9 protein-coding genes are annotated in these 13,708 nt (G+C 61.7%); 5 read left to right on the top strand and 4 right to left on the bottom strand.

The genetic code is table 11. The features are described from left to right. The first annotated feature begins 16 nt into the window (after window positions 1-16). Window positions 17-763, top strand: coding sequence for an SDR family oxidoreductase (locus ACM6IP_RS10095; protein ID WP_095168748.1), 747 nt, complete (start codon window positions 17-19; stop codon window positions 761-763). On the opposite strand, the gene mapR is transcribed toward ACM6IP_RS10095, so the two are convergent. From mapR to ACM6IP_RS10080, 3 genes are all read right to left on the bottom strand, one after another. After that, entirely contained in the window at window positions 760-2,169 is a 1,410-nt protein-coding gene (mapR, locus tag ACM6IP_RS10090) for a GntR family transcriptional regulator MpaR (protein ID WP_095168749.1), read from the bottom strand. The two genes, ACM6IP_RS10095 and mapR, sit on opposite strands and share 4 nt — an antisense overlap. Window positions 2,170-2,286: 117 nt before the next feature. Continuing rightward, on the bottom strand, window positions 2,287-3,699 hold the full coding sequence (gene ccoG / locus ACM6IP_RS10085; RefSeq protein ID WP_159996226.1) for a cytochrome c oxidase accessory protein CcoG: 1,413 nt from the start codon (window positions 3,697-3,699) through the stop codon (window positions 2,287-2,289). Window positions 3,700-3,894: 195 nt separating this feature from the next. Beyond that, window positions 3,895-4,128, bottom strand: a complete 234-nt coding sequence (locus tag ACM6IP_RS10080) for a DUF3203 family protein (RefSeq protein ID WP_095168752.1) — start codon at window positions 4,126-4,128, stop codon at window positions 3,895-3,897. A 122-nt stretch (window positions 4,129-4,250) separates the two neighbouring features. Between ACM6IP_RS10080 and ACM6IP_RS10075 the strand changes: the two genes are divergently transcribed. Next, a complete protein-coding gene (locus ACM6IP_RS10075) occupies window positions 4,251-4,751 on the top strand; it encodes an MgtC/SapB family protein (RefSeq protein WP_159996225.1) in 501 nt (166 codons plus the stop codon). A 10-nt stretch (window positions 4,752-4,761) separates the two neighbouring features. Here ACM6IP_RS10075 and ACM6IP_RS10070 read toward each other — a convergent pair whose 3' ends face one another. Next, a complete protein-coding gene (locus ACM6IP_RS10070; RefSeq protein WP_174244579.1) occupies window positions 4,762-4,929 on the bottom strand; it encodes a hypothetical protein in 168 nt (55 codons plus the stop codon). 990 nt (window positions 4,930-5,919) lie between these two features. On the opposite strand from ACM6IP_RS10070, the gene ACM6IP_RS10065 reads away from it, so the two are divergent. The 3 genes from ACM6IP_RS10065 (at window position 5,920) to glgB (ending at window position 13,545) form a co-directional block, all read left to right on the top strand. Next, a complete protein-coding gene (locus tag ACM6IP_RS10065; RefSeq protein WP_414861407.1) occupies window positions 5,920-7,914 on the top strand; it encodes an alpha-1,4-glucan--maltose-1-phosphate maltosyltransferase in 1,995 nt (664 codons plus the stop codon). Between the two features lie 61 nt (window positions 7,915-7,975). Next, complete coding sequence (gene treS, locus ACM6IP_RS10060; RefSeq protein WP_414861406.1) at window positions 7,976-11,329, top strand: maltose alpha-D-glucosyltransferase; 3,354 nt, start codon at window positions 7,976-7,978, stop codon at window positions 11,327-11,329. Continuing rightward, complete coding sequence (glgB, locus tag ACM6IP_RS10055; protein ID WP_320332286.1) at window positions 11,329-13,545, top strand: 1,4-alpha-glucan branching protein GlgB; 2,217 nt, start codon at window positions 11,329-11,331, stop codon at window positions 13,543-13,545. The genes treS and glgB overlap by 1 nt, the downstream gene beginning before the upstream one ends. The last annotated feature ends 163 nt before the right edge of the window (window positions 13,546-13,708 follow it).

The raw sequence follows: 13,708 nt of genomic DNA, 5'->3' as shown, positions 1-13,708 counted from the left end.
AGGGGAGCAAGCAAGCATGGATAAAGTCATCGTCATCACCGGTGGCAGTCGCGGTATTGGTGCGGCCACGGCGTTACTGGCCGCAGAGCAGGGGTATCGCATCTGCATCAACTACCTGGCGGACGAAGAGGCGGCCCATCGGGTCCTGGCCCAAGTCCGTGCCCTGGGGGCCCAGGCAATCGCGGTGCGTGCCGATGTCAGCATCGAAGACGAAGTGATCAGCCTGTTCCAGCGCGTCGACCAAGAACTGGGGCGGGTCACCGCGCTGGTCAACAACGCCGGCACGGTCGGGCAGAAGTCCCGCGTCGAGGACATGTCCGAGTTTCGCATCCTGAAAATCATGAAGACCAACGTCCTGGCGCCGATTCTCTGCGCCAAGCACGCACTGCTGCGCATGTCGCCCAAACATGGCGGGCAGGGTGGCAGCATCGTCAACGTCTCGTCGGTGGCCTCGCGCCTCGGATCACCCGGGGAGTACGTCGACTACGCCGCCTCCAAGGGGGCACTGGACTCCTTCACCATCGGCCTGTCCAAGGAAGTCGCCGGCGAAGGCATCCGGGTCAACGCGGTGCGGCCCGGCTATATCTACACCGACTTCCATGCCCTGAGTGGCGACCCGGACCGGGTCAGCAAACTCGAATCGGGAATTCCCATGGCCCGTGGCGGGCGTCCCGACGAAGTCGCCGAGGCAATCATCTGGCTGCTCTCGGACAAGGCGTCCTATGCGGTCGGGACTTTCATTGACGTGGCGGGCGGGCGCTAGAACGAGCGCACGATACGGCCCAGGGTCTCCATGGCCTTTTCCGTGTCTTCGGTCCAGGGGCTGCCGTAGTTCAGGCGGATGCAGTTGCGAAAACGTCGGGTCGGAGAAAAGATCGGTCCCGGCGCGATGCTGATGCCCTGGGCCAGGGCCATCTGGAACAACTTCAACGAGTCCATCTGCTCCGGCAGCTCCAGCCACAGGAAGTAGCCGCCGGCCGGCTGGCTGACGCGGGTCTGTGCCGGGAAGTAGCGGGCGATGGCCGCCAGCATGGCGCTTTGCTGTTCTTCCAGGGCATAGCGCAACTTACGCAAGTGGCGGTCATAGCCGCCGTGTTGCAGGTAATCGGCAATCGCTGCCTGGGCCGGCATCGAGGCACACAGCGAGGTCATCAACTTCAGTCGTTCGATCTTCTGCGCATAGCGCCCGGCGGCCACCCAACCAATGCGGTAACCGGGCGCCAGGCTCTTGGCGAACGAACCGCAGTGCATCACCAGGCCCTCGGTGTCGAAGGCCTTGGCCGGTTTCGGTGCTTGCTGGCCGTAATACAGCTCGGCGTAGACGTCGTCTTCGATCAGCGGCACCTGATGACGGCGCAGCAACTCCACCAGTTCCTGTTTCTTGGCCTCGGGCATGGTCGCGCCCATCGGGTTCTGGAAGCTGGTCATGCACCAGCAGGCCTTGATCGGGTGGCGTTCGAGGGTTTGCGCGAGCACCCCAAGGTCGATGCCATCGCGCGGGTGCACGGGAATCTCCACGGCCTTGAGCTTGAGCCGTTCGAGCACTTGCAGGCTGGCATAGAAGGCCGGGGCCTCGATGGCCACCAGGTCGCCGGGTTCGGTGACGGCTTGCAGGCACAGGTTGAGGGCTTCCAGCGCGCCGTTGGTGATCAGCAGTTCTTCCATGGGCAGCATCAGCCCGCCGACCATGTAGCGCAGGGCGATTTGCCGGCGCAGTTGCGGGTTGCCCGGCGACATGTCGGTGACCACCATGCGCGGGTCCATTTCGCGGCTGGCACTGGCCAGCGAACGCGCCAGGCGTTGCAGCGGAAACAGGGTCGGGCTGGGGAACGCCGAGCCGAACGGCACGGTGTGCGGGTCCTTGATCGAGTCCAGCACCGAGAACACCAGTTCGCTGACGTCGACTTCGGTGGACTCGTTGACCTGGCTGCTGATCACCGGCTCGGAAAACGGGCTGGGTGCGTGGGTGTTGACGAAGTAGCCGGAGCGCGGCCGGGCGCGAATCAGGCCTCGGCGCTCCAGCAGGTAGTAGGCCTGGAACACTGTGGACGGGCTGACCCCATACGTCTGGCTGGCATACCGCACCGAGGGCACCCGCTGGCCGGGCCCCAGGACGCCTGAGCGGATCAGCTCGGCAATGTCGTCAGCGAATTTTTCGTAGCGTTTCATCGAAAGCCCGATAGATGTCATTCAGAAAAATCGAGGTGCCTGTTTCGCGAGCGAGCTCGCTCCCACTGGTATGTAGGAGCGAGCCTGCTGGCAATGACAGCACCGCAGTGTAAAGGCTCAGCGGTTCATCGGTGCAACAAAGCGGCTTTTCGCCACGCTGTTGATCTGCGGCTCGTCGCTGTCGCTGACCTTGAAGCTCAGGGTCTGTGAGCTACTGGCGGGCTTGTCGGTGGTCATGGCGACCGACACCGGCACATCGAGAATCTCCCCGGGTGCCAGGCTCAGCTCGGTCTTGCCCTGCAACTGGAAACCCTCGCCATCGACCAGTGACAGGCGATAGTCCTGGCGCTGTTGGGTCTTGTTGATGATCTTGAGGCTGTAGATGTTCTCGATCTGGCCCTGGCTGTTTTCGCGGAACAGGCCGCGGTCCTTGCTCACGTCCAGGGACACCATCGGCCGCTCCATCAACGCCAGCACCAGGGCGCCGATCATCACCAGTAGCACCGCGGTGTAGCCGATCAGGCGCGGGCGCAGCAAGTGGGTCTTGCCACCTTGCAACTGGTGCTCGGACGTATAGCTGATCAGGCCCCGGGCGTAGCCCATCTTGTCCATGATCGAATCACAGGCGTCGATGCAGGCGGCGCAGCCAATGCACTCCATCTGCAAGCCGTCGCGGATGTCGATCCCGGTGGGGCAGACCTGCACGCACAACTGGCAGTCGATGCAGTCGCCCAGGCCCACCTCGGCCGGCTTGACCTCGCGCTTGCGCGGACCGCGGTGTTCGCCACGGGCGGTGTCGTAGGAGATGGTCAGGGTGTCCTTGTCGAACATCACGCTCTGGAACCGTGCGTAGGGGCACATGTGCATGCACACCGCTTCGCGCAGCCAGCCGGCGTTGATGTAGGTGGCTGCGGTGAAAAACAGCACCCAGAACAGGCTGACGCCGCCCATTTGCCAGGTCAGCAGTTCTTCGGCCAGCGGCCGGATCGGCGTGAAGTAACCGACAAAGGTCAGGCCGGTGAGCACGCTGATCGCCAGCCACATGGTGTGTTTGGCCGAGCGGCGCAGCAGTTTTTCCAGGGTCCAGGGCGCGGCTTGCAGCTTGATCCGCTGGTTGCGCTCACCTTCGGTGACTTTTTCACACCACATGAACAACCAGGTGAACGAGCTCTGCGGGCAGGTGTAGCCACACCAGACGCGTCCGGCAAACACGGTGATTGCGAACAGGCCGAAGGCGCAGATGATCAACAGCGCCGAGAGCAGGATGAAATCCTGCGGCCAGAAGGTTGCACCGAAGATGTGGAACTTGCTCTGCGCCAGGTCCCAGAGCACGGCCTGGCGGCCACCCCAGTTCAGCCACACGGTGCCAAAAAACGCCAGGAACAGAAAACCCGCACCACTGATGCGCAGGGTACGGAACAAACCGCTGAAGCTACGGGTGTGGATCTGGTTGTCGCTGGATTTGGCCTTCATCTTTGAACGCGAAGGCTCGAATGTTTCTACTAATCGGACGGGGATTTTATCGCTCATGGTCTTTCGCTCATCAGCCTCCATCAGGCCAATGAACTATGCGCGGGCAACTGTTTGCATAACAGACTCAGGTATTGGATTAAAAAGCGGATCAGATGAGCTTCTGCACCGCCCCTGCGACAACTTGATGCACCCCGCCGGGCGTGGCGCGCATGCCTATCCCAGGCGTCTGGCGGGGGGCTTGATGGAGATCAGTCAAATCACCGAATCACTGTCAGTGACCTTCAGGTGCCGCCGGCCATCGACCGCACCTGCTACGGTCAATGCGTCGGCTTCTGCTTCGGTGATGTACACGCGCTGACCGTCGAGGTCCACCGCCGACATCGACTTATCACCGTCAGTGAGGATGGTCACGTCAGCGGCCAGGCGGATCTCTTCGCCGCTTTCGGTGGTGAAAAAGCAGGTCTGGTTTTCGATGCGCACGGTCATGGGGGCTCTCCACTGTTTTTGGGTCTTTCACGTTAGGGTCCTGGGGCCGTCCATCGTTCGCTGCAACCGATTAGCGGTCGGCGCGGTCCATGCCTTATCAACCTTCTTTTCAGGACTGCCTCATGGACGCCTGGTGGCATGAAGTCTGGATCACCCTGCAAGCGGAGTTCGCCGACATCGGCGACGCATCGCAGTTGACGCGCATTACCGTGCGCTTGCTGATCGCCGCGTTGCTGGGGGCGATCCTCGGGTTTGAGCGTGAGCAGAAAGGCAAGGCCGCCGGGGTGCGCACCCACATGCTGGTCGCCATGGGCGCCGCGCTGTTTGTGCTGGTGCCACAGATGTCCGGGGCCCAGGCCGATGCCATGAGCCGAGTGGTGCAGGGAGTGATCGCCGGCATCGGCTTTCTCGGTGCCGGGACCATTCTCAAGGGTAAGGACGGTGACGAAAGCCACGTCAAAGGCCTGACCACCGCCGCCGGCCTGTGGATGACCGCCGCCATTGGCGTCGCCGCCGGCATGGGCCGCGAGTCGACGGCGGTGCTCAGTACGCTGCTGGCACTGGCGGTGTTCAGCGTCATGCCGTGGATCGTCAACCTGTTTGAAAAGGACAAACAGCCATAGGGATGGATTTCTATGCCGGGCCGACAATGACCGGCGGCATCGGCGTCGGTGGCTCTTCCCGCGGTGGCGGGTTGGTGCCTGGTGGGTCCTGCTCGGGAACGGGTTGCGGATCGGTGTCGGGGATCACCGGATGGTCGATGTTCGGATCCGGGGTTTCTCCAGGGAAAGGATTGGTCATCGGTCTAACCTCCAGTGGCACGTGGCGTGGGTCCTGCTTATGTGGGTTGACCTCCCGCGTGTGGATTTGATTCCAGGCAATTGATGGTTAGCGCAGAGGGGGCGTTGCTGCGCGGATGAATGCCTCGTCAAGGTTGTGCTCGTTGAGTAAGTGCAATAGTTCAGCTTCTGTAGTGGTTGTTCGGCGCTGTAGCTCTCTGATTGCTCGCAGTAACGACGGTGGCGTTGTTCGTGATGCGTCTCTTGCGGAGGTGTCTATGTGGTCGTTATTGAAGTTCAGTAACTTGTAATTTTCTATGCTGAGTCTCATGGCTGTCCTTGTTTTGACTTTTTAAGCGCGATCGGAAGGGCCAGTTTTTATTCTGGAGTTTATTTTTGTTATTTGTTGTTGGCGTGGGTGAAGCGGCGTACCACAAGGGCCGCCACAGCCAACAATTGATTGGGCGTCACGTGTTATCAAGTGGCTATCAATTTTTAGTTCGTAGGGAGGTATATTGCAAGTTTGTTGAATTTTCTGTTGTAGGAGGTTTCATGCATGCTTCTGGATTTAATCTTTCAAGTTGAAGGCAGTATTCTGTTGCTTTTATTTTTATATAAGCAGTGCCGCAGCATGTTTTTCAATGTTACCAAGTGCATGGCATGTTTTTACATAGGTCGTCGGTGGGAGTTTCTCTGGCGAACTTGTTAATACGTTTGTAATGCTTTTCCTATAGCCATGTAGGCTTAGTATTTTTACTGGCGCAAACCTGGCAAAAAAGGCGACGAACGGTGTGCTGCAGTTTGGCCTTGTCCAAACCACCACTGGCATGTGGCCTGAGTCGTGCTTAAGTAGGTTGATCGTTGCGCCGCGGATTGGCGTCCAGCCAATTCCCTATGAACTTTTGCCGGTGCCTGTCGCTCGGAACCTAAGTGAGCTCATTCGGCGCGGGACTCCCTTGCCGACGACACCCAGACACAAGAGCGTCCTTGGGGCGTAAAGGAGAGATGCTCGATGACGGCTGAGAAACCTGATGAGTTGAGCTACAACCCGCACATGCCACTGTCCCAGGCGCTGTTGCTGCCGCGCATCGTGATTGAAGACTGCATGCCGATCCTCGAAGGCGGGCAATTTGCCGTCAAGGCCGTGGTCGGCCAGGACGTCGAGGTGACCAGCAAAGTGTTTGCCGACGGTCACGACAAGCTCGCGGTGCGCCTGCGTTGGCGTGGCGAGGGCGATGCGGTGTGGCAGAGCGAGGTGATGAGCGACCTGGGCAACAATGGGTGGCAGGGCCGCTTCCGTGTGCCGGTCCAGGGCCGTCATGTGTTTTGCATCGAAGCCTGGATCGACCACTTCGCCAGTTTTTGCTACGAACTGGACAAGAAGCACCTGGCGAGCGTCCCCGTCAGCCTGGAACTGCAAGAAGGCCGACTGCACGTCCAGCAAGCCGCCGAGCGCGCAGAAGGGCCACTCAAGGAGCAACTGACGGCGTTGCACCAGCAATTGTCCGGTTTGCTCGAAACCGAGCAGGTCGCGTTGTTCCTGCACCCCCATAGCGCCGAACTGATGAGCCAGGCCGATCAGCGTGCCTACCTGAGCTTGAGCCCGCAGTACCCGGTCGACGTCGAGCGCGAACTGGCGCAGTTCGCCAGTTGGTATGAGCTGTTTCCGCGGTCAATCACCGACGACCCCACGCGCCATGGCACCTTCAATGACGTGCATGCGCGCCTGCCGATGATTCAGGACATGGGCTTCGACGTCCTTTACTTCCCGCCGATCCACCCGATCGGGCGCAGTTACCGCAAGGGGCCGAACAACTCCCTGACGGCCGGCCCGGACGATCCAGGCAGCCCCTATGCGATCGGTAGCGAGGAGGGCGGCCATGAGGCGATTCATTCGCAACTGGGCAGCCGCGAAGACTTCCGTCGGCTGGTGGCGGCTGCCGCAGACTACGGTTTGGAAATAGCCCTCGACTTCGCCATCCAGTGTTCCCAGGACCACCCTTGGCTGCAGCAACACCCGGGGTGGTTCAACTGGCGGCCGGACGGCACCATCAAATACGCGGAAAACCCGCCGAAGAAGTACCAGGACATCGTCAACGTCGACTTCTATAGCAGCGAGGCGATTCCCAGCCTGTGGCTGGAGCTGCGCGATATCGTGGTCGGTTGGGTCGAGGAGGGGGTGAAGATCTTTCGCGTCGACAACCCGCACACCAAGCCGCTGCCGTTCTGGCAATGGCTGATCGCCGATGTGCGGGCGCTGTACCCCGAGGTGATCTTCCTCGCCGAAGCCTTTACCACGCCGGCGATGATGGCGCGCCTGGGCAAGGTCGGCTACTCCCAGAGCTACACCTACTTCACCTGGCGCAATACCAAGCAGGAGCTGGCGAGTTACTTCAGCGAACTGAACCAGTCGCCCTGGCGCGAATGCTACCGGCCGAACTTTTTCGTCAATACCCCGGACATCAACCCGGGTTTCCTGCACCAGTCGGGGCGCGCCGGGTTTCTCATTCGCGCGGCGCTAGCGACCATGGGGTCGGGACTGTGGGGCATGTACTCAGGGTTCGAGCTGTGCGAGTCGGCACCGGTGCCGGGCAAGGAGGAGTACCTGGATTCGGAGAAGTACCAGATCCGCGTCCGCGACTTCAATGCCCCCGGCAACATCATCGCCGAGATCGCCCAGCTCAATCGCATCCGCCGGCAGAACCCGGCCTTGCACAGTCATCTCGGCTTGCAGCTGTACAACGCCTGGAACGACAACATCCTGTACTTCGGCAAACGCAGCACAGATGGCAGCAACTTCATTCTGGTGGCCGTCAGCCTGGATCCGTTCAACGCCCAGGGGGCGCATTTCGAACTGCCGCTGTGGGAACTGGGCCTGGCGGACGACGCGGTGACCCAGGGCGAAGACTTGATGAATGGCCATCGCTGGACGTGGTACGGCAAGACTCAATGGATGCGCATCGAGCCCTGGCATCAACCGTTCGGCATCTGGCGGATATCGCTGTAGGGCGCGGTGACAAAACCCGCACGACCGGTACCTGCCACCCCCCATTGAACAGGAGATTGTAATGGCGAAGAAACCCAGGTCAGCCACCTTCAGCGATGACCCGCTCTGGTACAAGGATGCGGTGATTTACCAAGTTCACGTCAAATCCTACTTCGACTCCAACAACGACGGGATCGGCGATTTTCCCGGGCTGATCGCCAAGCTCGACTACATCGCCGACCTTGGCGTCAACACCATCTGGCTGTTGCCGTTCTATCCCTCGCCACGGCGTGACGACGGCTACGACATTGCCGAGTACCGTGGCGTGCACAGCGATTACGGGACCATGGCCGATGCCAAGCGTTTTATTGCCGAGGCCCACAAGCGCGGGTTGCGGGTAATCACCGAGCTGGTGATCAACCACACCTCCGACCAGCACCCCTGGTTCCAGCGGGCACGCAAGGCCAAGCCCGGATCGGCGGCGCGGGACTTCTACGTGTGGTCCGACGACGACCAGAAATACGACGGCACACGGATCATCTTCCTCGACACCGAGAAGTCCAACTGGACCTGGGACCCGGTCGCCGGCCAGTATTTCTGGCACCGGTTCTATTCCCACCAGCCGGACCTCAATTTCGACAACCCGCAGGTCCTGAAGGCGGTGCTGTCGGTGATGCGCTACTGGCTGGACATGGGCATCGACGGCTTGCGCCTGGACGCCATTCCGTACCTGATCGAGCGCGACGGCACCAACAACGAAAACCTGCCCGAGACCCATGACGTGCTCAAGCAGATCCGGGCCGAGATCGACGCCAATTACCCGGACCGCATGCTGCTGGCCGAAGCCAATCAGTGGCCGGAGGACACTCAGCTGTATTTTGGTAATAAAAAGAGCGGCGATACCCACGGCGACAACGGTGACGAGTGCCACATGGCGTTCCACTTTCCGCTGATGCCCCGCATGTACATGGCCCTGGCCCAGGAAGACCGCTTCCCGATCACCGATATCCTGCGCCAGACCCCGGAGATCCCGGCCAACTGCCAATGGGCGATTTTCCTGCGTAACCACGATGAGCTGACCCTGGAGATGGTCACCGACAGGGAGCGCGATTACCTGTGGAACTACTACGCCGCCGACCGTCGGGCGCGGATCAACCTGGGCATCCGTCGACGCCTGGCGCCCTTGATGGAACGTGACCGGCGCCGAATCGAGCTGCTCAACAGCCTGCTGTTGTCGATGCCTGGCACACCGACCCTGTATTACGGCGACGAAATCGGCATGGGTGACAACATCTACCTGGGCGACCGGGACGGTGTGCGCACGCCCATGCAGTGGTCGATCGATCGCAACGGCGGCTTCTCCCGCGCCGACCCCGCCAGCCTGGTGCTGCCACCGATCATGGACCCGCAGTACGGTTACCTGTCGGTCAACGTCGAAACCCAGGCGGGCGATCCCCACTCGTTGCTCAACTGGACCCGGCGCATGCTGGCTGTGCGCAAGCAATCCAAGGCGTTCGGCCGCGGCACTCTGAAAATGCTGTCACCGAGCAATCGCCGGATCCTCGCCTATACCCGTGAGTTCACCGGCGCCGATGGCCGCCACGAAACCATCCTCTGCGTGGCCAACGTCTCGCGCAGTGCGCAAGCCGCCGAGCTGGATCTTTCGGCCTACGTCGGCATGGTCCCGGTGGAGATGCTGGGGGGCAATGCCTTCCCGCCCATTGGCCAGCTGAGTTTTCTGCTGACCCTGGCGCCCTATGGTTTCTACTGGTTCGTGCTGGCGGCGGAGAACCAGATGCCGAGCTGGCACGTGGAGCCGGCGCAGAGCTTGCCGGACTTCACCACCCTGGTCCTGAAAAAGCGCATGGAAGAGTTGCTTGAAGCACCATCGCGCACCCTTTTGGAGCAAAACGTGTTACCCAGCTGGCTGCTCAACCGCCGCTGGTTCGCCGGCAAGGACGCCAGCATCGAATCGGTGCACATCGCCTATGGGGTGCGTTTTGGCGATGCCCAGCATCCGGTGTTGCTGAGCGAAATCGAGGTCAGCAGCCAGGGTCAGACCAGCCGCTATCAATTGCCCTTCGGTTTTCTGGGCGAGGACCAGATGGGCGCGGCGTTGCCCCAGCAACTGGCCTTGTCGCGGGTCCGGCGTGGGCCGCAGGTCGGCCTGGTCACCGATGCGTTCAGCCTCGACAGTTTCGTGCGGGCGGTGTTGCAGGCGATCCAGGCGCAGACGGTGCTTACATCCAGCGACGGCGAGATTCGATTCGAACCCACTGCCCAACTGGCGCAGCTGGGGCTTGGGCCCGAGTCCGAAGTGCGCTACCTGTCCGCCGAACAGTCCAACAGTTCAGTGGTGATCGGCACCAGCCTGGTGCTCAAGCTGATCCGCAAAGTGGCCGGTGGTGTGCACCCTGAGTTGGAGATGGGCGCGTACCTGACAGCGGCGGGCTTCGAACATATTTCGCCACTGCTGGGTTCCGTGGTGCGGCGTGACGCCCAGGGTGAAGACCACTTGCTGATGATTGCCCAGGGCTACCTGAGCAACCAGGGCGATGCCTGGGAGTGGACCCAGAACAATCTTGAACGGGCGATTCGTGACGAACTGGCCGATGCCATGTCGGAACAGGACCAGCACTACAACGCCCTCGGCGAACTGCAGGATTTCGCCGCTATGCTCGGCCAGCGCCTGGGGGAAATGCACCTGTTGCTGGCAGCACCCGGCAAGGATCCGGCGTTCGGCAGCGAAGTGACCACGGCCAAGGACCAGCAGGTGCTGTACACCTCGATCGCCGCGCAACTGGAACGCGCCTTGCTGTTGCTCAAGCAGCACCAGGGGCAACTGGGGGCTGCCGATCAACAGCGGGTGGCCCGTTTGCTGGAACACCGCAAGGTCATTCTCAAGCATGTGCAAGGGTTGGCCGAACAGGCCACCGGCGGTCTGCGCATGCGGGTCCACGGCGACTTGCACCTGGGCCAGGTGCTGGTGATCAAGGGCGATGCCTACCTGATCGACTTCGAGGGCGAACCGGCGCGGGCATTGCATGAACGCCGGGGCAAGCACAGTCCGTACAAGGATGTCAGCGGGGTCCTGCGTTCGTTCGATTACGCGGCGGCCATGGCGCGCAACGGGCAGGGCGTCGACAGTACCGGGCAAGCGGATGTTGCGCGCGCGCGGGTCACCGAACGTTACTTGCGTGAGGCGCAAGCGGCCTTTGTCCAGGCATATCGGCTGGCGACAGCTAGTCTTGCTCATGCCTGGCAGATTCCTGGAGCGCAAGACGCTGCGCTGGCCTTGTTCAGCCTGGAGAAGGCCGCGTATGAAGTGCTGTATGAAGCCGAAAATCGTCCCGCCTGGCTACCCGTGCCGTTGCACGGGCTCTATGGGTTGTTAAGTGGACTTGAACCCTTTTCCGAGATAGGTGGAGAGCAGTGATGAAGGAACGGGGACTCAAAGAGGCGCTGCTGCCGGCAGCGCGCGACATCGAGGCGCTGGTGCGTGCCGAACATCCGGATCCGTTTGCGATTCTCGGGCCCCACGGCGACGCCGCCGGTGGCCAGTTCATTCGGGCCTATTTGCCGGACGCCTTGAGCGTCCAGGTGCTGGCCCGCGACAGCGGCGCCGTCCTGGGCAGCCTGACGGCCAGCGAGGTACCAGGGTTGTTCGTCGGCCATTTCCCCCAGGCCCAGGCGTACGTGCTGCGCACCCAGTGGGCCGGTGGCGAGCAGACTGCCGAAGACCCCTACAGCTTCGGGCAGTTGCTGGGTGAGATGGACCTGTATCTGTTCGCCGAGGGCAACCACCGTGACCTCAGTGCCTGCCTGGGCGCCCAGTTGCACAATGTCGACGGCGTGGACGGGGTGCGCTTTGCCGTGTGGGCGCCGAATGCCCGCCGGGTCTCGGTGGTGGGTGATTTCAATATCTGGGACGGTCGCCGCCACCCGATGCGCCTGCGTCATCCCTCCGGGGTCTGGGAGTTGTTCATCCCGCGCCTGCAGGCGGGTGAAGCGTACAAGTACGAGATTCTGGGAGCCCACGGGATCCTGCCGCTCAAGGCCGACCCCATGGCCCTGGCCACCCAGTTGCCGCCGGACACCGCTTCAAAAGTCGCGGGCCCCTTGAGCATCGACTGGCAGGACCAGGCGTGGATGCAGACGCGCGGCGAGCGTCACCGGCCGAGTGCGCCGTTGTCGATCTATGAGTTGCATGCCGGCTCCTGGCAGTGCGAGGTCGACGATGTCGGGGAAGTGGCGCGTCAATACAGCTGGGCCGAACTGGGCGAGCGCTTGATTCCCTACGTGCAGAACCTGGGTTTTACCCATATCGAACTGATGCCGATCATGGAGCATCCGTTCGGCGGCTCCTGGGGTTACCAGCCGCTCTCACAGTTTGCTCCCAGTGCGCGCTACGGTTCGCCCAGTGACTTTGCTGCGTTCGTCAATGCCTGCCACCTGGCCGGGATTGGGGTGATCCTCGATTGGGTGCCGGCGCATTTTCCCACCGACACCCATGGCCTGGCGCAATTCGATGGCACCGCGCTGTACGAATACGGCAACCCGCTGGAAGGTTTTCACCAGGACTGGGACACCCTGATCTACAACCTGGGGCGCACCGAAGTCCACGGTTTCATGCTGGCTTCGGCGTTGCACTGGCTCAAGCATTTCCATATCGACGGGCTGCGGGTGGATGCCGTGGCCTCGATGCTCTATCGCGACTATTCGCGCAAGGCCGGTGAATGGGTGCCCAACCGCCATGGCGGGCGGGAGAATCTGGAAGCCATCGATTTTGTCCGCCATCTCAATGACGTGGTCGACCTCGAGGCGCCGGGCGCCCTGGTGATCGCCGAGGAGTCTACCGCCTGGCCGGGCGTCAGCCAGAGCACCCAACAAGGCGGGCTGGGCTTCGACTACAAGTGGAACATGGGCTGGATGCACGATTCCCTGCACTACATCCAGCAGGATCCGGTGTACCGCGCCCACCATCACAATGAGCTGAGCTTTGGCCTGGTGTACGCCTGGTCCGAGCGTTTTATCCTGCCGATTTCCCACGACGAAGTGGTGCACGGCAAACATTCGCTGATCGACAAGATGCCCGGCGATCGCTGGCAGAAATTTGCCAACCTGCGGGCCTACCTGAGTTTCATGTGGGCGCACCCGGGCAAGAAGCTGCTGTTCATGGGGTGTGAATTCGGCCAGTGGCGCGAGTGGAACCATGACCAGCAACTCGATTGGTACTTGCTGCAGTACCCGGAACACCGGGGTGTGCAAAAGCTGGTCAGCGACCTCAACCAGCTGTACCGCGAAGAGCCGGCACTGCACGACCAGGACGATGTGCCGCAAGGTTTCCAGTGGTTGATTGGCGATGATGCGATCAACAGTGTTTACGCCTGGCTGCGCTGGAGCAAGGACGGCCGACCGGTGCTGGTGGTGGCCAACTTCACCCCTGTGCCGCGTCCGGCCTACCGGGTGGGCGTACCGTTCGCCGGACGCTGGAGCGAGTTGATCAACAGCGACGCGGGTATTTATGCGGGGTCCAATTATGGTAACGACGGTGGCGCGCAGACCGAGGAAGAGGGCAGCCATGGCCAGCCGCTGTCACTGGTGCTGAATCTGCCGCCGTTGGCGGTACTGATGTTGCGTCCGCTTGGGTAGAGGCCGGCCTGATACATCGCTGGTGCCTGGCGGCCGGCCTGTTTGTACGGGGGGGCTGGATTTTCCATGTGGGAGCGGGCTTGCCCGCGATGGGCATAGGTATCTACACAACTTTGTAGCGGTCTGTGGCGAGGGGGCTTGCTACCGTGGCGGCCTCTGGGGG

Source organism: Pseudomonas sp. IT-P176, from assembly GCF_949767245.1.
Taxonomy (GTDB): Bacteria; Pseudomonadota; Gammaproteobacteria; order Pseudomonadales; family Pseudomonadaceae; genus Aquipseudomonas.
Note: the sequence above shows the minus strand (reverse complement) of the source record. Positions and strands in the feature narration are given on the sequence as shown.

Excerpts from the sequence above, each read along its gene's own strand:
- ACM6IP_RS10095 (WP_095168748.1), top strand. The coding sequence starts at position 17 with ATGGATAAAGTCATCGTCATCACCGGTGGCAGTCGCGGTATTGGTGCG.
- mapR (WP_095168749.1), bottom strand. The coding sequence starts at position 2,169 with ATGAAACGCTACGAAAAATTCGCTGACGACATTGCCGAGCTGATCCGC.
- ccoG (WP_159996226.1), bottom strand. The coding sequence starts at position 3,699 with ATGAGCGATAAAATCCCCGTCCGATTAGTAGAAACATTCGAGCCTTCG.
- ACM6IP_RS10080 (WP_095168752.1), bottom strand. The coding sequence starts at position 4,128 with ATGACCGTGCGCATCGAAAACCAGACCTGCTTTTTCACCACCGAAAGC.
- ACM6IP_RS10075 (WP_159996225.1), top strand. The coding sequence starts at position 4,251 with ATGGACGCCTGGTGGCATGAAGTCTGGATCACCCTGCAAGCGGAGTTC.
- ACM6IP_RS10070 (WP_174244579.1), bottom strand. The coding sequence starts at position 4,929 with ATGACCAATCCTTTCCCTGGAGAAACCCCGGATCCGAACATCGACCAT.
- ACM6IP_RS10065 (WP_414861407.1), top strand. The coding sequence starts at position 5,920 with ATGACGGCTGAGAAACCTGATGAGTTGAGCTACAACCCGCACATGCCA.
- treS (WP_414861406.1), top strand. The coding sequence starts at position 7,976 with ATGGCGAAGAAACCCAGGTCAGCCACCTTCAGCGATGACCCGCTCTGG.
- glgB (WP_320332286.1), top strand. The coding sequence starts at position 11,329 with ATGAAGGAACGGGGACTCAAAGAGGCGCTGCTGCCGGCAGCGCGCGAC.